At 37.4% G+C, this 23,836-nt stretch carries 26 protein-coding genes; 19 read left to right on the forward strand and 7 right to left on the reverse strand.

Translation table 11 applies throughout. The features are described 5' to 3' along the window. From AB1444_04070 to AB1444_04085, 4 genes are all read right to left on the reverse strand, one after another. On the reverse strand, positions 1-382 hold a 382-nt coding region (locus AB1444_04070; GenBank protein ID MEW6525827.1), incomplete at its 3' end, for a hypothetical protein. A 113-nt stretch (positions 383-495) separates the two neighbouring features. Further along, positions 496-1,326 carry a YgcG family protein gene (locus AB1444_04075; protein ID MEW6525828.1) on the reverse strand — a complete coding sequence of 277 codons (831 nt, stop codon included), beginning with the start codon at positions 1,324-1,326 and terminating at the stop codon, positions 496-498. After that, entirely contained in the window at positions 1,323-1,982 is a 660-nt protein-coding gene (locus tag AB1444_04080; protein ID MEW6525829.1) for a TPM domain-containing protein, read from the reverse strand. Before AB1444_04080 ends, AB1444_04075 begins: the two co-directional genes overlap by 4 nt. A 13-nt stretch (positions 1,983-1,995) precedes the next feature. Then, positions 1,996-2,589 (reverse strand): LemA family protein, encoded by a 594-nt coding sequence (locus tag AB1444_04085; protein ID MEW6525830.1) that lies wholly within the window; start codon positions 2,587-2,589, stop codon positions 1,996-1,998. Positions 2,590-2,928: 339 nt separating this feature from the next. Between AB1444_04085 and AB1444_04090 the strand changes: the two genes are divergently transcribed. The 7 genes from AB1444_04090 to AB1444_04120 all read left to right on the forward strand — a co-directional run bounded on the left by AB1444_04090 (position 2,929) and on the right by AB1444_04120 (position 8,390). Then, a complete protein-coding gene (locus tag AB1444_04090) occupies positions 2,929-3,288 on the forward strand; it encodes a nucleotidyltransferase domain-containing protein (protein ID MEW6525831.1) in 360 nt (119 codons plus the stop codon). Beyond that, on the forward strand, positions 3,260-3,646 hold the full coding sequence (locus AB1444_04095; protein ID MEW6525832.1) for a HEPN domain-containing protein: 387 nt from the start codon (positions 3,260-3,262) through the stop codon (positions 3,644-3,646). Before AB1444_04090 ends, AB1444_04095 begins: the two co-directional genes overlap by 29 nt. A 415-nt stretch (positions 3,647-4,061) precedes the next feature. Next, the gene (locus AB1444_04100; protein MEW6525833.1) at positions 4,062-4,784 is read left to right on the forward strand and encodes a hypothetical protein; all 723 of its coding nucleotides are present in this window, start codon (positions 4,062-4,064) and stop codon (positions 4,782-4,784) included. 53 nt (positions 4,785-4,837) lie between these two features. Continuing rightward, entirely contained in the window at positions 4,838-5,572 is a 735-nt protein-coding gene (locus AB1444_04105) for a FecR domain-containing protein (GenBank protein MEW6525834.1), read from the forward strand. A gap of 102 nt (positions 5,573-5,674) precedes the next feature. After that, a complete protein-coding gene (locus AB1444_04110) occupies positions 5,675-5,971 on the forward strand; it encodes a GIY-YIG nuclease family protein (GenBank protein ID MEW6525835.1) in 297 nt (98 codons plus the stop codon). Positions 5,972-6,606: 635 nt separating this feature from the next. Continuing rightward, positions 6,607-7,035, forward strand: coding sequence for a hypothetical protein (locus tag AB1444_04115; GenBank protein ID MEW6525836.1), 429 nt, complete (start codon positions 6,607-6,609; stop codon positions 7,033-7,035). Further along, a complete protein-coding gene (locus AB1444_04120; protein MEW6525837.1) occupies positions 7,035-8,390 on the forward strand; it encodes an alginate export family protein in 1,356 nt (451 codons plus the stop codon). Before AB1444_04115 ends, AB1444_04120 begins: the two co-directional genes overlap by 1 nt. Before the next feature lie 220 nt (positions 8,391-8,610). On the opposite strand, the gene AB1444_04125 is transcribed toward AB1444_04120, so the two are convergent. Then, a complete protein-coding gene (locus AB1444_04125) occupies positions 8,611-9,000 on the reverse strand; it encodes a GxxExxY protein (protein ID MEW6525838.1) in 390 nt (129 codons plus the stop codon). Positions 9,001-9,210: 210 nt separating this feature from the next. Between AB1444_04125 and AB1444_04130 the strand changes: the two genes are divergently transcribed. Together AB1444_04130 and AB1444_04135 are read left to right on the forward strand one after the other, a co-directional pair. Then, positions 9,211-10,704, forward strand: coding sequence for a pitrilysin family protein (locus AB1444_04130; protein ID MEW6525839.1), 1,494 nt, complete (start codon positions 9,211-9,213; stop codon positions 10,702-10,704). A gap of 122 nt (positions 10,705-10,826) precedes the next feature. Next, positions 10,827-12,185: a pitrilysin family protein gene (locus AB1444_04135; protein MEW6525840.1), complete on the forward strand. Its 1,359-nt coding sequence runs from the start codon at positions 10,827-10,829 to the stop codon at positions 12,183-12,185. Between the two features lie 9 nt (positions 12,186-12,194). Here the strand turns inward: AB1444_04135 and AB1444_04140 are convergent, their stop codons facing one another. Further along, positions 12,195-13,022 (reverse strand): hypothetical protein, encoded by an 828-nt coding sequence (locus tag AB1444_04140; GenBank protein MEW6525841.1) that lies wholly within the window; start codon positions 13,020-13,022, stop codon positions 12,195-12,197. Between the two features lie 6 nt (positions 13,023-13,028). Further along, complete coding sequence (locus AB1444_04145; protein MEW6525842.1) at positions 13,029-13,406, reverse strand: PilZ domain-containing protein; 378 nt, start codon at positions 13,404-13,406, stop codon at positions 13,029-13,031. 199 nt (positions 13,407-13,605) lie between these two features. On the opposite strand from AB1444_04145, the gene AB1444_04150 reads away from it, so the two are divergent. The 10 genes from AB1444_04150 (at position 13,606) to AB1444_04195 (ending at position 23,785) form a co-directional block, all read left to right on the forward strand. Then, on the forward strand, positions 13,606-15,234 hold the full coding sequence (locus AB1444_04150) for a CTP synthase (GenBank protein MEW6525843.1): 1,629 nt from the start codon (positions 13,606-13,608) through the stop codon (positions 15,232-15,234). A gap of 103 nt (positions 15,235-15,337) precedes the next feature. Then, the gene (gene rpoN / locus AB1444_04155; protein MEW6525844.1) at positions 15,338-16,771 is read left to right on the forward strand and encodes an RNA polymerase factor sigma-54; all 1,434 of its coding nucleotides are present in this window, start codon (positions 15,338-15,340) and stop codon (positions 16,769-16,771) included. Then, complete coding sequence (gene raiA / locus AB1444_04160) at positions 16,740-17,549, forward strand: ribosome-associated translation inhibitor RaiA (GenBank protein MEW6525845.1); 810 nt, start codon at positions 16,740-16,742, stop codon at positions 17,547-17,549. Before rpoN ends, raiA begins: the two co-directional genes overlap by 32 nt. A 7-nt stretch (positions 17,550-17,556) precedes the next feature. Beyond that, positions 17,557-18,507, forward strand: coding sequence for an HPr(Ser) kinase/phosphatase (gene hprK / locus AB1444_04165; protein MEW6525846.1), 951 nt, complete (start codon positions 17,557-17,559; stop codon positions 18,505-18,507). Further along, positions 18,504-18,779 (forward strand): HPr family phosphocarrier protein, encoded by a 276-nt coding sequence (locus AB1444_04170; GenBank protein ID MEW6525847.1) that lies wholly within the window; start codon positions 18,504-18,506, stop codon positions 18,777-18,779. The genes hprK and AB1444_04170 overlap by 4 nt, the downstream gene beginning before the upstream one ends. Continuing rightward, complete coding sequence (locus tag AB1444_04175; protein MEW6525848.1) at positions 18,776-19,357, forward strand: hypothetical protein; 582 nt, start codon at positions 18,776-18,778, stop codon at positions 19,355-19,357. Before AB1444_04170 ends, AB1444_04175 begins: the two co-directional genes overlap by 4 nt. Beyond that, on the forward strand, positions 19,335-19,901 hold the full coding sequence (locus tag AB1444_04180; protein MEW6525849.1) for a hypothetical protein: 567 nt from the start codon (positions 19,335-19,337) through the stop codon (positions 19,899-19,901). The genes AB1444_04175 and AB1444_04180 overlap by 23 nt, the downstream gene beginning before the upstream one ends. Beyond that, positions 19,898-20,455, forward strand: a complete 558-nt coding sequence (locus tag AB1444_04185) for a DUF4390 domain-containing protein (GenBank protein MEW6525850.1) — start codon at positions 19,898-19,900, stop codon at positions 20,453-20,455. The genes AB1444_04180 and AB1444_04185 overlap by 4 nt, the downstream gene beginning before the upstream one ends. Positions 20,456-20,588: 133 nt before the next feature. Then, the gene (locus AB1444_04190) at positions 20,589-22,364 is read left to right on the forward strand and encodes an ATP-binding protein (protein ID MEW6525851.1); all 1,776 of its coding nucleotides are present in this window, start codon (positions 20,589-20,591) and stop codon (positions 22,362-22,364) included. Positions 22,365-22,429: 65 nt separating this feature from the next. Then, a complete protein-coding gene (locus AB1444_04195) occupies positions 22,430-23,785 on the forward strand; it encodes a sigma-54 dependent transcriptional regulator (GenBank protein ID MEW6525852.1) in 1,356 nt (451 codons plus the stop codon). The last annotated feature ends 51 nt before the right edge of the window (positions 23,786-23,836 follow it).

Here is a 23,836-nt window from a genome sequence, read left to right on the forward strand (position 1 = left end):
TTTCAATTTCTTTGGTAAGTTTAAGTTCGGTTTCTTTAATTTCGTTGCGGACTGTTTCAATTTCTTTGGTAAGTTTAAGTTCGGTTTCTTTAATTTCGTTGCGGACTGTTTCAATTTCTTTGGTTAGTTTGAGCTCCGTTTCTTTAATTTCGTTTCGCACTGTTTCAATTTCTTTGGTAAGTTTAAGCTCAACTTCTTTAATTTCCTTACGCGTTTGCTCAATCTCTTTCACCAATTTTAATTCGGTCAAGGTAATATCCTGCCGTGTTGCAACCTGATTGTTGCTAATAGCTTCCTCTACCATCTCAATGAATTCAGCCAATATCTTAGCCTTTTCCTGGTCATCTTTAAATGCTTCATAAATACGTATGGCATATCCCATTAAAGTACTCCTTGTTTTTTATTTTTTTAATAAGTATGATCATTCTTTATAGAGTATATCCCATGCACTTTCTATGTCAAACGATTTTATCAATAGGTTCAATACTCCCTTCACTACCAGCTACCTGAAGATCCGCCACCACCAAAGCTGCCACCGCCGCCGCTAAAGCCACCGCTTGATGAAAAACCGCCACCAGAAGAAAACCCACCGCTTGAAAAACCTCCACCGCCAGATTTCATTGATGAAAGGATTATGCCAGCAATAAACCCAATAATGGCCAGCAAGATAAGTGCAGATAAAGTGTATCCAAAAAAAGCTCCAATTATAGGAAGCACTATAGCACCCAATATCCCACTCAAAAGGCGCCTGAAAGCACTGATAAACGACATAACAATAAAGGCAATCCACATAAATGCAGCATAGTCAGGAGCTGATTTTTGCGGTTTTAAGCTGTTTGCATCAAACTTTCCCTTTACAATATCAATGATGGCATCAACGGCTTTTGTAATGCCGGCATCATAATCGCCGTTTTTAAATTCAGGGATGATGATATAATCAATGATTCTTCCGGCAAGCAGGTCTGTTAACGTTTCTTCCAGTCCTTTACCCACCTCAATGCGTACCTTTCGGTTATCGCGAGCAACTAACACAATGACACCATTGTCCAGCCCCTTTTGACCAATTTTCCATGTATCAGCTAATCGTATGGAGTAGGATTCAATATCCTCGTTGCCAATTGAAGGAACAGTTGCCACAACCACCTGCGTTGAATCTTCTTTTTCAAGTTGTGTTAATTTTGCCTCTAATTCAGCTTCGGTTGTGGATGAAAGTATATCCGCATAGTCATTGACATGTGCCCGTAAAGGCGGGATGGGCGCTAACTCCTGAGTAATAGCAGTAACGCTCACACACAACGCACATAGTACTGTGAAAACCCATTTCATTGATTGTCACCAACAATTATATTTTTAAGCTCGTCAACATCATCAGGTTTATAGGGATATTCTTTTGATAGTCTGTTGCCAATAGTTTCAATGGTTGCGCACAATGCAGGAATAAACTGCTTTTGTTTAATGCCGGTAATAATTTGCTTAATGCACATATCCCAAAATTGGGGTTCAATTTTTTTATGGGCATCTTCATCAGCAAGTATCCACACCTTTTTTTCAAGAAGTGTTATGTACACAAGCACGCCATTTTTATCAGCGGTTTTATACAAACCATTTTTATAAAATGCAGTGATGGCTGCTTCACGCACTTCGGCATCAACTTCGCGCGGGTTTAAAAAAAGGCGCGTTAAAAAGATGCTTTTAGCAATAGTAACTTTGAAAACAAGAAACAGCAGACTAAAAAACACTATGAATATCCACAGATTGTCTTTGTGAAAATAAAACAATGGTGCAATATAGTGGGTCAGTGCTATGGCAAGTGGCAGCGAAATGACTGCCGAAGTATACACGCGTGCAAGCGGATAATGATAGCTTGCAGTGACAATCATGGGGACAATTTCTGCGCTCGTCAGTTTCTCAGCTTTTTTCACAGCATCAATAATGCACTGCGCATCAGCCTGAGACAATATTTTTGCAACCAGGTCTTTCATAGGTAACTATCGCCTATTCAAATGAAACTTTAGGAGCAGCTTTGGCGCCCTCTTCAGCCTTGAAGTACTCCTTGCGCTCTAAGTGAAGCAGAAAATTATTTGTCAGGTTATAGGGGAAAATTCGTATTGACGAGTTGAATTCTTTAACTGCTTCGTTATAGCGCTGTCGTGCCACATTGATGCGGTTTTCAGTTCCTTCAAGCTGGTGCATTAAATCGGTAAAGTGTGCGTCGGCTTTTAAATTGGGGTAGCGCTCTACAACCACCATAAGACGTGCCAGTGCACTTGATAGCTCGCCCTGCGCTGCCTGAAATTTTGCAATAGCTTCAGGGTTGCTTAAATCTTTTGGCGATAGTTGAACAGAAGTGGCCTTTGCCCGCGCTTCAATGACAGCCTGCAGTGTTTGCTTTTCGTGCGCGGCATATCCTTTCACCGTGGCAACTAAGTTTGGGATAAGGTCAGCCCTTCGCTGCAGCGCCGATTCTAAATCGCCGTATGCCTTGAACACCTCTTCTTCCTGCATCTGAAGTTTATTATATCCACATCCCAAAAAGGAAAACAGTGACAGTGCAATAATAACAGGTAAAAGATAGGAAATTTTTTTCATAAGCCCTCCTGATGGAAAAGATAAACCGCTTTTATGCGTAAGATGAAAATATACGCATAAAACAAAACGGTGTCAAGAATAAAAAATCATGCAGTGCTGGCAAAGTGGGGGTCAGAGCCACATCAAAAGGAAAAGTATATAATCCAAAAAAGGCTGAACTTTTTGTGTCCTGAGCATAAGGGAAAAAATATGCACCATGCAAAGAGAATTAGCTAAAGAAGTTAAGAACAAAAATTATACTTGCAAATAACATAATTTTATTTACTTTATAAAGCAAATATAGTATGCAATATATGAATGATGATAGATTCAAATTAAAAATGTTGGAATAAGCAACTAATGAAACTGAGTAGTGTTGAAGAAAGAAAAATATTACTTGATGCTGAGTTGAAAAAAATTGTAGAAGTTCTTAAACAAAAATATGATCCTGAAAGGATAGTACTTTTTGGGTCTTTGTTAGATGGGAATATCCATGAATATAGTGATATTGATTTGTTAATAATAAAGAAAACTTCTAAACGACCAATTGATAGGATTATAGAAGTAGCCAAAATTATTAATCCATCATTGGGGGTTGATTTGTTTGTCTATACTCCAGAAGAATTTGATACACTTGTAAATGAAAAATATAGTTTTTTTATCAATATTTTAAAAAATAGCAAAATTCTTTATGAAAAAAGAAACAGCAGAATGGATTAGTATAGCCAACGAGGAATTAATGGCTGCTAAATATCTGGAAAAACTTAATTTACCAAGAATGGTATGTTATCATTGCCAGCAATTTGTTGAAAAAGCTATGAAAGCATTCCTGGTTGAAAAAGATATAGAATTTCATAGAACACATAATATTCTTGATTTGAAAAATATAATTGTAGCATTAGGAGTTGATATTCCATTAAACAATGATGAAGCTATTTTTTTAAACAGTATTTATAGATCACGATACCCTGCTGGTTTGGGTTTACTCCCCTATGGCGAGCCCGATAAGAAAGATTGTGAAAAAGCATTGGAGTGTGCCACCAAAATGAGTGATTGGTTGGAAAAAAATATAAAATAACGAATATTTTTAGCTCTTTGTGTTTTCCTCGTCCTTAGTGTAAGAATAAAAAATCATGCAGTGTTGGCAAAGTGGGGGTCAGAGCCACATCAAAAAAACCGTACAGTCATACTGAACTTTTTATTAAAATATATAAAAAAGTGTTGCTATATAATTGTTTTTTTGCACTTTTATTGTTATATTGCTGTAATTAATACATATATAATGTTCCTACTGTTATATGTGTACCAGTTCTTTTTTATAATTGCAATGATGTGTACTTGCCCCTGCCTATTGTATATCATGAGCTATAGTAACAAAGCTGTTGTTATATTCTTATAAGGATTAAGGATATAACAATGTAGGCACTTGCTTATGATGTGTATGAACACGCAGTGAGCAAAGCCTTAATACTTCTACTAATTGGAGGAAAATTATGAAACGCCACACAGTATTAATAATAGCAATCATGGTAATTGCAACAATAGTATCCTGTAGCTATGAAAACACTGCCACAGTTACTATTGACACTGGCATACGCCAGCAGGCGCACCTTAACTGGTTTGGCCGTGTTCTTGCGTTACTTAGCTTTTCACAGCCACTGCAGGCCGATCCAGTGCCTGGGCTTCCATATTCCATTACTCAGATAAAGTTATTTATAAAAGCTTCTGATATGGAAACTATTGAAGAGAGTATACCACTTGATACCGGCAAAATAACACTGGAAGTCCCCGCAGGCAGCCAGCGTACATTTGAGGTGGTAGGATATGATGAAAGTGGTTATAGATATTATGGAGGTATAACCACAGTAGACCTTTCTCCAGGACAAGAGGTTAATCTAAATATTGAGATGGGGGAGCTGTTTGATTTTACACGGTATGATGGAAGTGCTTCATATTATCAAAGTCAAAATCAAATAATTATAACAGCTTATACACAAATAAATCCAAATGTCATTGCATTTAAATTATATAGAAAACCTGTGGGGAGCAACTTTGCAGAAGAATACTATACAACATTAACCAATATACAATTTACAATGGATCAATATTCCATTACATATACTATTCCTGCGACATTAGATTTGAATTATAACTATTTGATTTTATCAGTTACAAGATATGGTGAAAGTGATAGAAGACAACTAAACATTTATTGATTATTAATGAAGAGTATCCAAGATAAGAAAATTTTACAAAAGGAGGAAACCCAATGAAAAAAATCCATACACTGCTTATCATCACTGTGGCGCTGCTTTTTGTAGCAGGTCCGCTTTTTGCTGCCATTACCGTGGTAAGCGTAAAGGGTGAGGCGCTGTACAGTGACGGTGGTGCTTTCAAGCCCTTGCAAAAAGGCATGCAGCTAAAAGAAGGGACAAAAATCCAGACTGGTGCAAAATCACAGGCTGTGCTTGATATAGATGGGCACATTGTAACCATAAAATCACTTACCCTTATCAAGGTGTATAAAAACATTGCCAAAAAGGATGAGTCCACCAACAGCCTGGGCTTAAAATATGGAAGCATCAATGCAAAGGTTAAAAAGCTGCCACAGGTAAAAACAAGCTTTTTAATTACCACACCGGTGGCAACATCATCGGTGCGGGGCACCGAGCAGAATACAAGCTTTGGGCCTGGGTTTGGTATGCAGGTAACAGTCCCTGAAGGTGAGCTTAATGTACAGTCAAATGGAGAAAATAAAAAGGTTGGAGGCAACTTAGAATACAGCAAGGGAGGGGATGATCCGCGCAGTGGTGACCTTACCGGGAATATGCAAAATAACTACATAGGCAAGACCGCACCGGATAATCTCACTGATGAGGAAAAGGACATGATGGGCAAATACGGCGACCAGCTAGTAGATTCAACCCAAACCCCGGCAGATGTGCTGGACAATGTAGGTGGAGCATCATCGATCAATGTCAATTTGATATGGAATGTACAATAAGTCATACTGAACCATGTCCTGAATTTATTTCAGGAGTGATTCAGTGCAGTCATCCTGAACTTGATTCAGGATCTCAAATAGCAATGTGGGATAGTTTGTGCAATGGGGAAAAGGGGATTTGTTTATATAATGACAAACAGAAAAGATGGAACATTGTATATAGGTGTAACATCAAATTTAATAAAGAGGGTTTATCAACATAAGACTAATTTGGTAGAAGGGTTCACATATAAATATAATCTTAAAAGATTAGTATATTATGAAATTTTTGAAACAATAGAGGAGGCTATTAAAAGGGAAAAACAGCTTAAAAACTGGAAAAGAGAGTGTAAGATTACATTAATTGAATCTATCAATCCTCAATGGTTAGATTTATATGATGATATTGCAGCTATATGATAAGAGATTCCGGATCGAGTCCGGAATGACGGATGGCATAAAGATTCCGGGTCAAGCCCGGAATGACGAATGGCGTAAAGATTCCGGATCAAGTCCGGAATGACGAATGTGCAATAAGTCATCCATAATCATGTCCTGAATTTATTTCAGGAGTGATTCAGGATCTTTATGGTGAGAACAAAAGATTCCGGATCAAGTCCGGAATGACGAATGTGCAATAAGTCATCCATAATCATGTCCTGAATTTATTTCAGGAGTGATTCAGGATCTTTATGGTGAGAACAAAAGATTCCGGATCAAGTCCAGAATGGCGGATGACGAAAAGATTCCGGATCAAGCCCGGAATGACGGATGGCATAAAGATTCCGGGTCAAGCCCGGAATGACGGATGACGAAAAGATTCCGGGTCAAGTCCGGAATGACGGATGACGAAAAGATTCCGGGTCAGGCTCGGAATGACGGATGACGAAAAGATTCCGGATCAAGTCCAGAATGACGGATGGCGTAAAGATTCCGGATCAAGTCCAGAATGACAGATGACGAAAAGATTCCGGATCAAGCCCGGAATGATGGCTATGAAGTGGGTGCATAATACAATAATTAGATGTAGAAATTCCGTACCATAAGGAGGTTTCATGCGCACAATTATACTATTAATAATGACACTGTGTATGGCAACAGCTGTTTTTGCGCAAAGTGCCATGCTTGCAGTAAAGCTTGCCGAAAAGCCGGTGGCAACGGTTGAAGATGCAGTGGTGCTTTTTATGATGTCAACCGATGGCACCAGTCAGGGGTATGCAAAGGATGCGGAAGCACTTGCTGCAAAAGGAATATTGCCAAAGGTATATGATCCAAAAACGCCTGCCACCATGGGTATTGTTGCCTACATGATGGCAAAACAGGCAAATATAAAACATTCCCTTATGTTTAATATTTTCAAAAGCCAGCGCTATGCGGTGTTTGCGTGCATAGCAGCGGGGTACCTGCCAGCCAATGCAGGGGAAAGCGTTGCATTAAGCGGTGTGGAGCTTATGGAAATTATGGGCAGGTTTGGAGGTGAATAATGAAAAAAATAATAATATTATTTTTGGCGATAGTTACTGTTAATACATCCCCCCTTCTGTATGCACAGGAGGAATACATACCTTTACCCGATGTTGCCGCTGACCCGGATTTAGCGGTTGCCACAAAGCCAGTGCAACCGTTTACACTGCGGTATGGTGGATGGATTACACCGGTAGTTATAGATCAGCGTACAACTGACACCGATTTGATGACATCCGTAACCACTGCTCGTGTATGGCTTACGAGCACACTATGGGCAAATGCATCATTGTATGTGCGTATCAAAGATAGCTTTTTGGCAGTAATCCGCGAGCAGGATGTGAATATTGATAATACCAGCAACGTATTTGATTTAGATATAGCTCAGGTTACCATTCCAGTGATGAAAAATAAGCTGCGTGTGGTGTTAGGGCGCAAGTATTATGTAACCGGTGCAGGGCTTGTGCTCAACGGCCGCGGTGATGGCGGTGAAGTACAATATTATTCACGCTACGGCGACCTGAAAGCTTTTGGCATGTATTCAGGATTGCTTAATAAAGATGATAACCCGTATGGGTTAAGTTCGCGCGATATAGCCGATGGCGCAAAGCGCATCTTTACCGGTGCACAGTATTCAAAGGATTTTCTGTTCAATAATACCGTTTACCTGTATGGCCTGATGGAGATAGACAAACAGGATGAGGATGCAAATAATAAATCAGCCTACGATGCACAGTACATTGGTGCAGGTGTTAAAGGAGTGGTAAGCGACTCACTGTCATACTATGTAGAATACGTATACCAGATGGGTACATCGTATGCAACCATTATGCCAGGCATACAGGAAGAAAGTGATATCAAAGCTATGGCAGTACTGGCAGGATTGCGATATTTCTGGAAAGCAGCCTACCGTCCATTAATTAATCTGCAGTATGCTTATGGTACTGGAGATAAGGATGCTACAAGCTACAGCAATGCAACCGGCAATACCCTTGATGATGATACGCGCTTCATGTACTTTGGAACATTTTTGGGTGGTTTTGCACTGCGGCCACAATTAGGCAATTTGCATGTTATACGCCCGGGAATTGGATTTTCACCATTCTATAATGGCGGTGACCGCATAAAGGCAATGAACCTTGTTGTATATTATTCATATTACATGAAGGATAAAAAAGAATCGCCCATTAGCGGTGGTGAGGCAGAATTGCCAAAATCATTTGTGGGGCAGGGTGTTGATGTGATGCTACGCTGGCCGGTGTATTATGATTTTTCATTCTTTGCCAATTATGGGCTGTTTTTACCAGGTGATGCGTATCCATCCGGCACATCAGAGCGCCATTTCATCATGGCTGGCGTAAATATTGTATTTTAAACATTCAGTCACGCAGAGAACGCAGAGTACACAGAGAAAAGGAGGTGTAGTGTAGAAGCTCTTCCAAATCTCTAAAGTTCTGGGTACTTGGCGAACTCTATGTGAGTTTAAAGATATAGCACGCAGGGAACGCAGAGAAAAGAAATGGATGTTAAACTATACAAAATACTTCTATGACTCTGCGTTCTTAATGCTATCAGAGAAGGGTAAAAAAAGTATATCACCCATTATCTTCATATTTATTTACTATTCTTTTTAGTCCTTCTTTTAAGGTAGGAGCTCCAAAATTAATTAATAATCCAACAGGACGATTCATTAATCGAAGATAGGTTAATAATTGCTTATGATGATATGGCAATAACTTTTCAACTGATTTCAATTCAATTATAATTATATCATTAACTAATAAATCAATTCTGAAACCATCATCAAAACGGAAACCTTTAAATGCAAAACTTACTGATTTTTGTCTTTCAACATTTAAACCACGTTCTATCAACATTTTATGTAAAATGGTTTCATAAACTGATTCAAGGAGTCCAGGACCTAATTCGGTATGTATTTCAATTGCACAATTAATTATTAATTTTGTAATTTCATTTATTTCCATATATATTATCCAAAGTATTCCTGATTTTTTAGAATTATTTAGCAATGGTTGTAGTAAAAGTCAATATTTGTGTAACAATAATTTAATATATTTTCTCTGAAGGCAATCTGCGATCTCAGCATAATATAATTAAATATTTTTTTATTGATTGATAGTAAAAACATTAATGTAAATGTTACATCATATTATTATGAAGGAGAATCCTTGACTATGAATGTAAACCAGCGGCTGTTAATTATAATATTTCTTCTTATCATTACACTCTTTATCATAAACTATCGCCCAATTAATGCAAATCCTTTGCTGGATAATGTGGCTGTGGAGCAATATACGCTTCCCAATGGCATTACCTGTTTGCTGGTAAACAGTGGCTATACGCCAACGCTGGCATTGATAATTTCGTTTAAGGTGGGTTCGGTTGATGAAAATTATCAAACTGCCGGTGCAGCGCATCTTTTGGAGCATATGATGTTCAAAGGCACAAAGACAGTGGGCACTACAAACTTTGAAGAAGAACAAAAATTATTGCAACAGATTGAAGCAGTGGGTGAAACAATTGACTGTATATCATTAACAAATCCTGATAATGTACAGTTGCCTCTATTAAAAGAGCGATTGCAAACATTGCAGCAAAAGGCAAATGCGTATGTGGTAAACTCAGCGTATGATGCCATCTACACGCAGGCAGGTGGCATAAACTTTAATGCAAGCACATCACGCGACATGACACAGTATTACATAGAGCTTCCCAATGATGCGCTGGAACTGTGGGCAAAATTAGAGTCAGAACGTATTAAAGAACCGGTCTTCAGACAATTTTATACCGAGCGTAACACTGTGTACGAGGAGCGCCTGATGCGCTATGAATCCGACCCGCAAAGTAAATTATTTGAGGATTTTTTGGGTATTGCATTCCTGGCACATCCTTATCGGCATCCCACCATTGGTTATACATCAAATATTCCATTTTTGTCATTGAGCCTGGTGCGCAAATTTTATTTTGACCATTATGTTCCACAAAAGATGACCATTACCGTTGTGGGTAAACAGGATACATCACAAACGCTGAAAATCCTGAAACGGTATTTTGGGACAATACCACAGGCACCATCGCAGGATTTTATTGCCATAAAAGAAGATAGTAAAAACAATAGAAGGCTTGTAACATATGCAGATGCAACACCGTATCTTTTAATTGGCTGGCATAAGCCCACCATGCAGCATTTTGATGATTATGTATTTGATGTTATTGCTGAAATACTTGCAGGTGGCAAAAGCTCACGGTTGTATAAAACGTTAGTACTGGATAAAAAGCTTGTTTCTCAGGTTGAAGCTTATAACGGGTATCCGGGTTCACGGTATGATAATCTTTTTATACTTGAGGCAACTCCAAAAGATTCTTCACAGTGCGAAGCGGTGGAGGAGCTTTTGTACAGGCAACTTGAAGCACTTGGTACCACATGCACACAGCAGGAAATTGATGCTGCCATACGCCGTTTAGAGTCTTCACTCATTTTTGATATTGATACTAATTTAGGAGTGGCGCGTATGCTTAGCTACTATCAAACAATTACCGGTAATTGGCGTTATATAGCAACGTACAGTGAAATGTTGAAAAAAGTAACACGTGAAGATATCAAACGTGTAATAGATATGTACTGTAAAAAGGAATGGACTACCGTTGCAATTTTGAAAAAACGGTGAGGGTGAAAATGATATGTCATTCAAGATACAACAGGGAACGTATCAAGGCCTCTTGGTCCTGGTTGGGGCGGGACTTTAAAGGACATTGTGTGATACATAACATTTTCAATGGAGAATACATAATGCTAAAGACCATAAAAGCAATAATCATACTGGCTATACTTTTCATACCACTGTTTGTTCCAGCAAATAGTCTTATAACACTTCCACATATTGAAACCATTGATAGCAATGGTGTTCCTGTATTTTATGCGCAGGATACATTACCCCAGTGTACAGTGTATGTTTCTATTGGAGTTGGCTCGTTATATGAACATGCAACTAATGCCGGCATAAGCCAGCTGGCAGCGCTGGTACTGTCACTAGGTGGTTCAAAGAATTACCCCAATATAAATGAATACATTGATGCAATAGGTGGACGTTATTTGGTCAGTGCCTCGTTTGAAACGGTAACTATCAGCATGCGAGTGCATCAGGATGAGGCTGCTAAGGCATTTACAATCCTTGCTGACATCATTGCAAATCCGCTTTTTGATAGGCAGTTAACACAAACAGCACGCTTCATGCTAAAACAGCAAATACAGCAAAAGCAGGATGACCCAATGACTATTGCCATGGAAAAAGCACGGCACTATGTATTTGGCGATAGTGGCTATGGAGCAGTCATGACCCAACAGTCACTGGATGGAATAACCGATGCTGATTTGGAACAACTGTGGAAGCAATACGTTGTTAAGGAAAATGTGCGCATTGGAATTGTAACATCGCTGAATAAAGAAAACGTAATACAATATGTAGCACAAATGACCAACGCTCTGCCTCATGGGTATGCAATCGATTACACAGTCGATATAGAAAAAGCAAAGAACAATATCAGCACTAAAAAGATATATTTTATTGAAAAGGATATACCGCAGTCAACGATTGTCATTGCAACAGTTGCTCCGTCAATTAAAAGCAACAATCGTTATGCGCTGGAAGCTGGTAATTACATACTGGGTGGTGGGTCGTTTAATTCATGGCTTATGGATGAAATACGGGTAAAACGGGGATATGCGTACTCCACAGGTTCAATAGTACGCATGCGGAAAAATACTGGTTTATTTTTAGCTTACGCCCAGACATCAGCAGCAACGACATTGGCAACTATCGCAATTATGGAAAACGTTTTAACTAATTTTGCAAAAACAGGGCCATCTCAGCAGCAGTTACAATGGGCAAAGGAATCACTATTAAAAAGTTATATATTTGAATTTAACTCATTGCGTGATATTATACAGTACTACATGTGGATTGATTATAATAGGCTACCTGAATCGTATATTCAGGAATATCCTGACGGCATTACATCCGTAAAAAACAATGATATTACTATGTCCTTTAAAAGTATTGTCAGTGGCTATGTCATTGTGGTTGTTGGTAATAAAGATGTTAAACAGCAATTGGATGCTGGTAAAATAAACTATACTATTGCTAAATAATAATAAGTTTTACCCAACAAATGATTTACTTGTACTTATCATGTCTTCAATCAGGGCACAGTCAGAAAGGATTTTATTTGCTTCAGCAAGTGTATTGTCTATGGATAGTATTGCATCAGAGTATGTTTGCTTTTGAAACGGCGTCATATTCCTTTTTTCTTCAATGTGCTGCTGTTCCAGCAAAAACCGTATATCAGATAATATTTTTATGATGGTTTTGTATGCAGTCTTCACCTGATACCACATCTCATAATACCTGACATAGCGTAATTTTGATGATTCAGAAGGTATTTCATCAAGAATTTTCCGGTGCTTTGTATCTAATTTTGATTGATAGTAAATTATTGATCGCGGATAGTTGTTGAATTCGTTGTACAATTCAACAATCTTTTCAAGTGCCTGTATGCCATCCATGTCTAAATTTCTGAAATAGTCATTCATGGTATTCCATGTCATCTTGTCAGTATCCGAAATGATATTTGCGTTTGCTATACTGGCAATAATTCCATTAAGACGGTCTTTATGTGTCCTGGTAATTTCCACAATATGATTGATGCACATTTCGGGGTCAAATTCCATAACCTCGCCTAAATAGTCATCCTGATGCATACTTTCAACTTTTTCAGCTTTGCGTTGCAACTTCTGTGAAAAATATGAAGCATGCTTTCGGGGTGTGCGCATGATTTTTACTATTTCTATTTTTCTTTCGGCTCTATTATATCGTAACCCATACATATTGCCGTATTTATCAATATACCGGTTAGCTAAATCAAAAGTACTGATTTTGGATGTATCTATTTCTGATATATCGTCTATGCGGATAAATTTAGTCTTCATCAGTGTTTAAACCTGTGTCAGTATTTCCTCAGGTAATAGTTCATTAAAGCGTATAGCAACGTAACTATCGCCCTTAACTTTCTTTGCTGCATACCGCTGTGCAACTTCGGAAGGGTTATTTTGAATCATTCCTGTGCGTACAATTTCACCTGTTAATTCCAGTTTAGTTCTATTGATTTTGAAATACAGTTTCATTGGCATCTGAACACTGACTCGGCAGTTACATACCATAAATGCGCCGGATGAGCTGATGTTTAGAATATATCCTTTTGATCTTATTGTTGGTTTCTGACTTGTTGTAACTTTTTCAGGATCACCTTCAAAATAATCAAATTTGACCTTGATGTTGCATTCCTTGCGTGGATGTTTACGTTTTTCTGTCATGGCATTTTCCTGTATAATAAAAATTTTTTTATTTTTTCTTTACAGAACACAAAACTGTTACTATAGTAACTTCTATGTTTTGTCAAGAATTGTTTTTTTTGATGTCAATTTTGATTACATTGTTACAAATTCTTGACAGGTATTAGTAATTGCTGTTTATGGCTTACGATATAATGGATACTATCTGTTTAGAGGATATATGAAAGACAAAAAAACCAAATTTATTTTTGTTACCGGTGGCGTATGTTCTTCATTGGGCAAAGGTATATCTACAGCTTCATTGGGGCTGTTACTTGAAGGACATGGGTATAAGCTTTCTATCATAAAGATGGATCCGTATATTAACATTGATCCCGGTACTATGAGTCCGTTCCAGCATGGTGAAGTATATGTTACTGAGGATGGTGCTGAAACAGATTTAGACTTAGGATATTATGAGCGCCTGACTAACGCTAAGCTTACCCGCAAAAATTCTGTATCCACCGGCCAGATATACTATGAGGTGATCATGCGTGAACGCCGTGGGGACTATTTGGGCAGGACAGTACAGGTTATTCCCCATATCACCAACGAAATTAAAAAGCGAATTTATGATGTTGCAAATGAAGATGACCTTGATTTTTTGCTTGTTGAGATTGGTGGAACGGTTGGTGATATTGAATCAATTCCTTTTTTAGAAGCAATACGGCAAATACGACAGGAATTAGGCAAAACAAGAGTGCTCAATGTTCATCTGACGCTGGTGCCAACAATAACAGTGGCTGGTGAGCAAAAGACAAAGCCAACCCAGCATTCAGTAAAAGAACTTATGGAATTAGGTATATTGCCAGATATACTTCTATGCCGTTCATCACGGCCGCTTACTGATGATTTGAAAGGCAAAATAGCATTATTCTGTAATGTGTCGGAACGAAATGTTATCTCGGCTGTTGATATAAGTCATTCCATTTATGAAATTCCTTATATGTTGCATGACAATAAATATGACGAGGTGGTGCTGGAGCATTTTGGTCTTCCGGTAAAACCACTGCATCTTCCCGAATGGGATACATTTATTAAATCCCTGATGAATCCAAAGAAAAAAGTCACGATTGCTGTTGTAGGGAAATATATTTCACTGCAGGATTCCTACCGCTCAATCTATGAAGCGCTTACTCATGGTGCTGTTGCCAATAATGCAGAACTTGAAATTGTACGGGTAGAATCTGAAGAGATTGAACGCAAATTCATGGGCAAACTGGATGAACTTTTTAAAGGGGTTAACGGCATATTAATACCTGGTGGTTTTGGGAATAGAGGTATTGAAGGCAAGATAGCAACTATTGAATATGCACGTGTTAATAAGATTCCGCTGTTTGGCATTTGCCTGGGATTACAATGCGCTGTTATTGAGTTTGCCCGCCATGTATGTGGTATGGAAAACGCAAATTCCACCGAATTTGACCCCACAACACCATATCCTGTTATTTCACTTCTGGAAGAGCAGGAACTTGTGGATAAATTAGGAGGAACCATGCGGTTGGGGGCATATGTATGTGTATTTAAGGATGGTTCAAAAATTAAATCAATTTACAATGCCAATTCTGCAATGGAACGCCACAGACACCGATTTGAGTTTACCCTTAAATATAAGCAGGTATTTGAGGATAATGGTATGGTGCTGTCGGGCTTCCATCCTGAAAATAATCTGGTTGAAACCATTGAATACCGGGATCATCCATGGTTCATCTGTACTCAATTTCATCCTGAATTCAAGTCAAAGCCTGTAAAGCCACATCCTTTATTTAAGGATTTTATTAGGGCTTCGCTGGAAAATATCAGGCAATAATGCAATTTAAATGGACAATTGGGTTGAAATTTTTGTATATTTATGTAAGAATGTGGTGTAGTCAGGAACATCTGAATTGAGGAAGATTGTTGCGAGGGAGTGAATGGCTTTCTTAAAGCTTGATGTGGTACAAACCCAGCGTTTACGCCTTACCCAGAGTCTTAGACAATCCTTAGACTTATTACAAATACCTACACTTGAACTAGAGGAAATATTATTACAGGAACTGGAAGAAAATCCTGTTCTGGAGTGTGACGATACACTTAATGATGGATTTGAATCCCTGGATACTGTCGCTAAAAAGGAAATAGAAGGAACGGTTTCCCCAAAAGAAGATTTTACTCCCGAATATGAAAGCGAAGATACTCCCACTTTAGATTATGACAAAAAGAATGTAATGGAAATTGTTTCGCAGGCTGAAACATTGCAGGAGCATTTATTGGCTCAGGCAAGGATGTTGCAACTTGCACCTGATGAAATGACCATGCTTGAGGAGCTTATTACCAGCCTTGATGATAATGGTTTTTTGCCTGTTTCTATAAAGGATTTGCAAAAAGAATTAGGTGGCGATAGTTCAAAAATAGAAAAACTTCTCAATATAATACACTCACTGGATCCCGTTGGGTGTGGTGCTTCCACTGTTACTGATTCATTGTATATTCAGGCACAATACTTTTATCCTGATGATGTATTGTTGCAACAGATAATAAAGGATTATCTCCCATATATTCAGCGATATGAGTATGATAAAGTGGCTAAACAACTGAATATAAGCACGAAAGAAGTAAAAGAAAAAGCTATACTCCTTACCAGTTTGACACCATATCCGGGTGCACATTTTTTTACCCGTAAGCCATTGTATGTACGTCCTGATATTGAGGTTCATCTGATTGATGATGAAGTTGTTATCAACCTTCTTGATGAATGGATGCCCAAATTATATATTAATGCTCGTTACATTGAGATGCTGAAACAAAAAAAAGTTGATGAAAAAACAAGGGAATTTATACATGATAAAGTTACTGCAGCAAGGAATCTTATAAACAATATCAGCAGGCGGAATGAAACACTTCTTCTTGTTGCGTATGCAATAATGAACAGGCAGAAAGAGTTTTTACAAAAAGGACCTGGCTATTTAAAACCTTTAATTTATGCTGATTTAGAGTCCGATTTGGGATTTCATGAATCTACCATTGCCCGTGCTGTGGCCAATAAATATGCCCAGACCAGATGGGGTGTTTTTGAGTTTAAATATTTTTTTGTTAAAAAAATTCAATCCGTACATAATGAGGATACATCCTCTGATACTATTATGAAACGGATGAAAGAACTTATTAATAGTGAATCAAAACAAAATCCGTTAAGTGATGAGGAAATACTTGACATATTGAAGGCAGAGGGTATCCGTATTGCGCGCAGGACTATTGCAAAATACAGGGATATGTTATCTATCCCTGCATCACATATTCGTAAAAAATTATATTTAATGAAACATGAGGGTGACCATGAATCTAACAATTACAGGCAGAAATTTTGAAGTAAGCGATAGCATTCGTGAATATGCTGAAAAAAAGTTATCAAAGTTAACCAAGTATTTTCATCAGTTGATTGATATGCATGTATGGTTGCTGATAGAACGTCAGGACCATATAGCTGAAATTACTATTAATGGCGATGGCGTGCAGTTTTATGCTAAAGAAAAAGCTGGTGATATGTATTCTTCTATAGACCTCTTGCTTGACAAGATTGAACAGCAAATAGTACGATATAAAGAACGGCATTCAGGACATAAGGTTACGCCGTTAAGTGAGCTTGAAGATATAGCTACATTTACTGTCAAAGGTGAGCAGAGTTCCATAACAATACGGCAGGTGAGCAATAAACCGGTAGATGAAAAGGAAGCATATCTGCAAATGAAACTGGATGGCAGTGATTTTACTTTGTTTAAGAAGGGCGAGAAATCAATTAAAGATTCAGTTGACTATATGAATAAAAATTATGCTGCAATTTATAAAGATGGCAATGAGTACACAATGATTGAAATACCGTTTGAAATGATACAGGAAAATTCATTTAACCCGTCAAAGTTTAATGAATATACTCTTGAAATCAAGAATGATTCATCAGTAAATCCAGATATTAAATTTAAAAAGAAAAAATCATGTAATATTAAAATGATGGCAATCAATGATGCGGTTATCGAAATAACAAAAAATAACACTCCATTCATTGTATTTTTTAATACTGAAACTAACTATCTCAATATAATTTACAAACACGGCAAAAATTTAGAACTTCTGGTGCCGGCATTTTAATGGAACAATGAAAAAACAACTGCGCATCCGTGATATTTTAGAAAATACACAAAAGATTGACCTGCAGCTTACACTGATCACTGGCAGGGAAGGAATTGATAAGGCTATCACCGCTATTGAAATTAACCGGCCGGGTCTTACCCTGGCTGGTTTTTTTGATTATTTTGCCTATGACCGTATTCAGATTTTTGGATTAGGTGAAACAGCATATATCAAGCAGTTATCTCGTGAAAGGCGAGAGGAAATTTACAGTAAATTTTTTTCTTATAATATAGTTTGCTGTGTATATACCCATAATGAATATCCGGATGAGGTGTTTATTGAGTACGCTAAAAAGCACAGGGTTCCAACCTTTGTTACTCAACATCCAACAACCCGGTTTATAAGCTTGTTAAGCCATATCGTTGAGGCTGCATTTGCAGAGTCGGTAACTATACATGGTACATTAATTGATGTATTTGGCATAGGAATATTGCTTATAGGTAAAAGTGGGGTTGGGAAAAGTGAAACTGCCTTAGAGTTAATAGAAAGAGGGCACCGGTTGATTGCTGATGATCTGGTTGAGATAAAAAAAATTGATGAGTCCTTGTTAATGGGAAGCGGCTCTGAACTTATACGCCATCATATGGAGATACGGGGAATTGGAATATTGAATGTTCGTGATATATTTGGTATCAGATCAGTAAGGAACAGAAAGCGTATTGAGCTTGTGGCTGAATTACAGGAGTGGGATGCAAATACCCACTATGACAGGCTTGGTATAGAAGAACAGGTGTATACCATACTTGATATTGAAGTTCCCTATATTATTGTTCCAGTAAGGCCTGGAAGGAATATCCCGATAATTATAGAAACTGCAGCACTTAATCAACGGTTAAAAAAAATGGGCGTATTTTCCGCGCTGGAACTTGATAAAAAGATTCAGGAATGGATTGCAAGGGAGAATAACAACAAATGAAAGAAAAGAAGGTAAAGGTAAAAAGTGATGCTGGTGTCCATGCGCGTCCTGCATCAATACTGGTACGAGAAGCAATGAAATTCCCATGTGATATCTATATCATTAAAGGACAGATGGAAGCAAACGGAAAATCCATCATGTCCGTGCTGGGATTAGCTATAACCAAGGGAAGTTCTCTGATAATACGGGCTAATGGCGAAAAGGAAGAAGAAGCTGTGGATCGATTGTCAGCTCTTATTGAAAATGATTTTGCGGAGTTAGCCTCAAAATGAAAACCCATGGTATACATTGCATACTATGGCTATTGATTGCAGTTATACTGATATTGCAAAGCCCTCTTCACGCGCAAACAAAGAAAAAAGAAGTTCCTCCCCAGGAACTATCGCTTACTGATGATGAAATCAAGGTGCTTTTTGAAAAAAAGAAGGATCCACTTTTTGCTGGTATTCTTTCTTTTTATATGCCAGGTCTTGGGCAGTTTTATAGTGATGAAAAATTAAAAGGTGCTCTTTTCCTGGTAACAGAATATACCATAGTGATAGGATCACTTTTTTATTTTCTTGATTTTAATTTTAAAGCTGGAAGTGATTCTGGTTTTAATTTAGGAATTGATGCAAAGCGTACTGATTTAGGTGTTATCAGCACTCAGCGAAAGTATCTTTTTTATGCTACAGTTGCCACACTATCACTAATTCATATTTATAATATTATTGATGCAGTTCAAAGCGCTGGTTCCTTTAATAATTCATTACAGCAAAAGCGCCAGGAATTGATAAAAAAGTACCCACAAATAAACTTAGGATATAATAGTGATGGAGGTATGTATTTTGGGTTATCGTCTGGTTTCTAAGATAAGTTTAGTTGCAATTATCATACTATCCTTGTTTTCAATTGCATTTGCCCAGAAGGATAAACAAATACAACAAAACAAGCTATCTGCTGTACCGGGGAATGTTCCTCCTCCTATTCTTTTTGAAGAGCCTGAACGAAAAGACCCATTTATTGCGGGTGTGCTGTCCTGGTCATGGAGCGGATTGGGACAATTCTACACTCAAAATTATAAAAAGGGCTCAGCATTTTTGCTAGCTGATCTGGCTGAAAAAGGGTTGCTTGTATACATGTTATTTTATATTTCTGATAAGTATTCCAGTAGTGAGCAGGATGTAAACTGGCAGGATATCAGTAAGAAGGACCGGACTATTGTGGTGGGGCTACTCTTTTCAATCTTTTTTACCAGGGTGTTCTCGGTGATTGATGCTGTTGATTCAGCTCATGACTATAATAGATTGATTTATTATCCATACTGGAAAAGCAAACAGGGATTTAAAACTTCGTTTGAACCTGAAAACAAATCACTACATATAAGTGTATCGTATCCAGTGAATTTTAAATGAAAAAATTAATTATAACTATATTGTTGTTATTATATTCTATAACTATTTTTGCACAGGATATTACTTTTGGGAATGTTAATTTTAATTCCAATAATCTCAATGTATTTTTTTCGGTTACTGACGTTAAATCAAATGATATTGTTGAGGCATTAAAACGCGGGCTTGAAGGCCAGGTAGAATATACAGTCCAGATTGTTGAAGACCCTTTACTACCGCTGATGCCAAAGGAAATTATTAAATCTATTACAGTGAAGAAAAAAGTAAAATTTGATTTTTTTAATAAGTCCTATATAGTGACACAGGCAAAAGTTCCAATCTCCTTTTATAGTGATGAATCGCTTATCGATGAGCTATTTTTTAACAGACAGATAGTTATTGAAGATGGCTTCAAATACAGGAAATCAAATTATTTAGTACGTGTCCGTGTTACTTTCACTTCAGTTAAGTTATATTTTCCATTGAATATTATATTTAATTATGTTGTTGGCTTCTGGGATTTTGATACTGGATGGCAATATGGGCCAAAATTGGTTGGAATACCTTACTCTGAATAATATTCTATGATAGCAATTATTCCTGAAAACTATGGTATGAATAAAAAGCAATATTCCTGCACTGCCTCAGGTGGTCATAGTGTGCGTTAATATTTTGTTTGTAATTTATATTTAAGGAATAATTTGTGATACTATGATGTTATTGTCCATAAAAGATTATTTAAAAGAATATGTATCAAAGAAAAATATTAAAAATTCACTGATTTTTATTGGCACATTTTTTATATTTGCCACTATCATTGCTTTTCTTTTGCCTCCTCAAAGTGAAAATACTTCAGTTGGTGAAGGTTTTTTTGTCAATCTTGTCATGATTATACCACTGGCTGCTGCTGTATTTTTTATTTTAATATCATTTCGTTTACGGGTTCATCCTGAAGTTATTTACAGCAGCAGTATAAGGACTAAAATAGCATTAGCATTAATAGTTATTGCTACCGTTCCAACTATACCCATTATTGTCATTACCAATAATATAGTAAATTCAACTATTAATCAATTTTTTACTGAAAAAACTATTTCTGCGCTGGAAAAGTCTGTTGACCTTGCCAATCAAATGGTTCTTGAAACAGAAGAAAATCTGGTCAAGCAGTTGAATCAACTGAGATATGATTTAAACAATCATTATGTAAGTACAGAATATCTATTACATCCAGCTTTCATTCAGCGTTATATGTATACAAATACTTCGTTATTTGTAACACTTGTTGGATCAAAAGGCGTACTACAAAATAATGTTACATTACTGTATGCTGGTAACAATAATCCTGATATTGTATCCAATATTGTTACCTTTCTTCAACTTGCACATATTACGAGCCTGGTTCATTGCAGCAGATTATCTATATTCAATAACATATACTCAGTTGCTTACACACAATATGGCCCATACTGTATTGTAATGTACAGATTAATACCAAAAGATATGTTTGCAACTGCTGATTTTTTAAATACAGCATACAGTGAATATAAAAAGCAGGAATTTCTTAAGCCATATTTTCAGACAGGTATTGGCATAGCGTTGATTTTACTTTCACTGGGTATTATTTTGCTTGCTATCATCCTGAGCATCATGATATCGCAAAGTATAACACGACCGGTGCTTGAACTGGTTGAAGCTTCTGAAAAGATTGCAAAAGGTGATTTCCTGATAAATCTTACCAGAAAAGAACAGGATGAGATAGCTGTTTTATATGAATCATTTAATCAAATGGCCAAACAGCTTGATCATGGCAGGAAAATGATGTATCAGACACAGAAGTTACAGGCGTGGAGTGACATAGCAAGAAAACTAATACATGAGATAAAAAACCCTTTAACGCCAATTCGACTGTCAGCAGAAAGGCTTTACCGAAGGTATGAGGAAAATCACCCGGAATTTCCTATTATTGTAAAAGATGCAACCAATACTATTATTGAAGAAGTAAATATTTTGATGAACATGCTTTCTGAATTTTCAAAATTTGCCAGGTTACCGGAAATTAATCTGGTTAAAGAAAATATTAATACTATTCTTGAAGATTGTATTGCTATGTATGGAAACGATGCAATTTCATTTATTACTAATCTGGATACTAATCTTCCGCCTGTGATGTGTGATAAGGCATTATTACGCCAGGCTTTTCTAAATATTATTCAGAATTCAATTGAAGCAAAAGCAACCAAAATTACTATCACAAGTATGTATGATAAAGAAAAACAAGTACTATATATTCAGTTTAACGATAATGGTATAGGAATACCTGAAGAAAATCTATCTAAAGTTTTTGAACCAACATTTTCAACCAAAGAAAGCGGCATGGGTCTGGGGCTGGCTATAGTTGAAAAAATTATTATTGACCATAAATGGAATATAACCTGTGATTCAAAAGGTAAGGGTACACAATTTACGATTACCATACCCTTACAGTAAGATATTGTTCCCAAAGAAGCTTCTGTATTGTAGCGCAATCTATGTTTATTCTATTTTGAGGGATTATGGCAAAAATACTTGTTGTTGATGATGAAAAAAACATATTGAACACTATGAAAGCCATATTGCAGGATGAGGGCCATACGGTGTATGCTGTTGAAAATGGCAATGATGCGGTTCAATTTATCAAATCAAATGAGTGTGATGTCGTATTTCTTGATGTATGGCTTCCTGACATTGATGGATTGGAGGTACTCCAACGTATCAAGCAAACAAAGCCGGATGTAGCTGTTATCATGATTTCAGGACACGGGTCAATTGATATAGCAGTGAAGTCAACACGGTATGGTGCCTATGATTTTCTGGAAAAGCCACCTTCAATGGAGCGTGTCATAACCTCATTAAAGAATGCGCTGGAACAGATTGAATTAAAAAGAGAGAATATTCTATTAAAGAAAAATATTACATTAGAAGATGAGATGATTGGCAACTCACCTCCAATGCAGGAGGTTAAGCGGATCATTGATACAGCTGCGTCAACCAATGCCAGGGTTTTTATTACCGGTGAAAATGGCACAGGTAAGGAACTGGTTGCCCGTGCTATATACCGTAAATCAAAACGCAGCGATAAGCCTTTTATTAAAGTCAACTGCGCAGCAATACCCGATGAGCTTATTGAAAGTGAGCTGTTTGGACATGAAAAAGGCTCATTTACCGGAGCTGTTGCCCGCCGCTTGGGAAAATTTGAATTGGCTGATAAAGGAACAATATTCCTGGATGAAATATGTGATATGAGCCCCAGCGCGCAGGCCAAGGTGCTGCGTGTATTACAGGAACAACAGTTTGAGCGAGTGGGTGGTAATGATGTCATTACGGTTGATGTTCGTGTTATTGCCGCAACCAATGTGGATGTTAAAGAGGCCATTGAGCAGGGGCGCTTTCGTGAAGATCTGTACTATCGTCTTAATGTTATCCCCATCTTTGTACCGCCTCTTTCAGAACGCCGTGAAGATATTCCGTTGCTGGTTGATTACTTTCTGGAAAAATTTGCGCGCGAGCATGGTCTTGGCATCAAACAGATGAGCGATAGTGCCATGGAATTTTTAGTCAATTATTCATGGCCAGGTAATGTCAGAGAACTGAAGAATGTCATTGAACGGCTTACCATTATGGTGCCTTCTGAAGTTATACAGGCACAGGATGTTACCAAACATATTGAGTCCTATGATTATGAGGATACTATTGCCAAAGAAACATCCAGTTTGAAAAAAGCACGTGAACAATTTGAAAAAGAGTATATTATTAAAATGCTAAAGCAATATGATAAAAATATATCAGCCACAGCCAAAGCGTTGGGAATTGAGCGCACTAATCTCCACAGGAAAATTAGGCAGTATCATATTAATATTGACAGGTTATAGCACGCCAGTGTGTATTTTACTTTATTCTAAAACTTATCTACAGGCACTATC

The sequence above is a fragment of the Spirochaetota bacterium genome (genome assembly GCA_040756435.1).
Lineage (GTDB): Bacteria > Spirochaetota > UBA4802 > UBA4802 > UB4802 > UBA4802.

Coding starts and splice junctions, on each gene's coding strand:
- AB1444_04085 (MEW6525830.1), bottom strand. CDS start 2,589: ATGAAAAAAATTTCCTATCTTTTACCTGTTATTATTGCACTGTCACTG.
- AB1444_04140 (MEW6525841.1), bottom strand. CDS start 13,022: ATGAAGACTAAATTTATCCGCATAGACGATATATCAGAAATAGATACA.
- raiA (MEW6525845.1), top strand. CDS start 16,740: ATGAATCTAACAATTACAGGCAGAAATTTTGAAGTAAGCGATAGCATT.
- hprK (MEW6525846.1), top strand. CDS start 17,557: ATGAAAAAACAACTGCGCATCCGTGATATTTTAGAAAATACACAAAAG.
- AB1444_04080 (MEW6525829.1), bottom strand. CDS start 1,982: ATGAAAGACCTGGTTGCAAAAATATTGTCTCAGGCTGATGCGCAGTGC.
- AB1444_04185 (MEW6525850.1), top strand. CDS start 19,898: ATGAAAAAATTAATTATAACTATATTGTTGTTATTATATTCTATAACT.
- AB1444_04135 (MEW6525840.1), top strand. CDS start 10,827: ATGCTAAAGACCATAAAAGCAATAATCATACTGGCTATACTTTTCATA.
- AB1444_04145 (MEW6525842.1), bottom strand. CDS start 13,406: ATGACAGAAAAACGTAAACATCCACGCAAGGAATGCAACATCAAGGTC.
- AB1444_04175 (MEW6525848.1), top strand. CDS start 18,776: ATGAAAACCCATGGTATACATTGCATACTATGGCTATTGATTGCAGTT.
- AB1444_04150 (MEW6525843.1), top strand. CDS start 13,606: ATGAAAGACAAAAAAACCAAATTTATTTTTGTTACCGGTGGCGTATGT.
- AB1444_04170 (MEW6525847.1), top strand. CDS start 18,504: ATGAAAGAAAAGAAGGTAAAGGTAAAAAGTGATGCTGGTGTCCATGCG.
- AB1444_04100 (MEW6525833.1), top strand. CDS start 4,062: ATGAAACGCCACACAGTATTAATAATAGCAATCATGGTAATTGCAACA.
- AB1444_04195 (MEW6525852.1), top strand. CDS start 22,430: ATGGCAAAAATACTTGTTGTTGATGATGAAAAAAACATATTGAACACT.
- AB1444_04090 (MEW6525831.1), top strand. CDS start 2,929: ATGAAACTGAGTAGTGTTGAAGAAAGAAAAATATTACTTGATGCTGAG.
- rpoN (MEW6525844.1), top strand. CDS start 15,338: ATGGCTTTCTTAAAGCTTGATGTGGTACAAACCCAGCGTTTACGCCTT.
- AB1444_04120 (MEW6525837.1), top strand. CDS start 7,035: ATGAAAAAAATAATAATATTATTTTTGGCGATAGTTACTGTTAATACA.
- AB1444_04130 (MEW6525839.1), top strand. CDS start 9,211: ATGAATGTAAACCAGCGGCTGTTAATTATAATATTTCTTCTTATCATT.
- AB1444_04115 (MEW6525836.1), top strand. CDS start 6,607: ATGCGCACAATTATACTATTAATAATGACACTGTGTATGGCAACAGCT.
- AB1444_04125 (MEW6525838.1), bottom strand. CDS start 9,000: ATGGAAATAAATGAAATTACAAAATTAATAATTAATTGTGCAATTGAA.
- AB1444_04075 (MEW6525828.1), bottom strand. CDS start 1,326: ATGAAATGGGTTTTCACAGTACTATGTGCGTTGTGTGTGAGCGTTACT.
- AB1444_04190 (MEW6525851.1), top strand. CDS start 20,589: ATGATGTTATTGTCCATAAAAGATTATTTAAAAGAATATGTATCAAAG.
- AB1444_04105 (MEW6525834.1), top strand. CDS start 4,838: ATGAAAAAAATCCATACACTGCTTATCATCACTGTGGCGCTGCTTTTT.
- AB1444_04095 (MEW6525832.1), top strand. CDS start 3,260: ATGAAAAAAGAAACAGCAGAATGGATTAGTATAGCCAACGAGGAATTA.
- AB1444_04110 (MEW6525835.1), top strand. CDS start 5,675: ATGGGGAAAAGGGGATTTGTTTATATAATGACAAACAGAAAAGATGGA.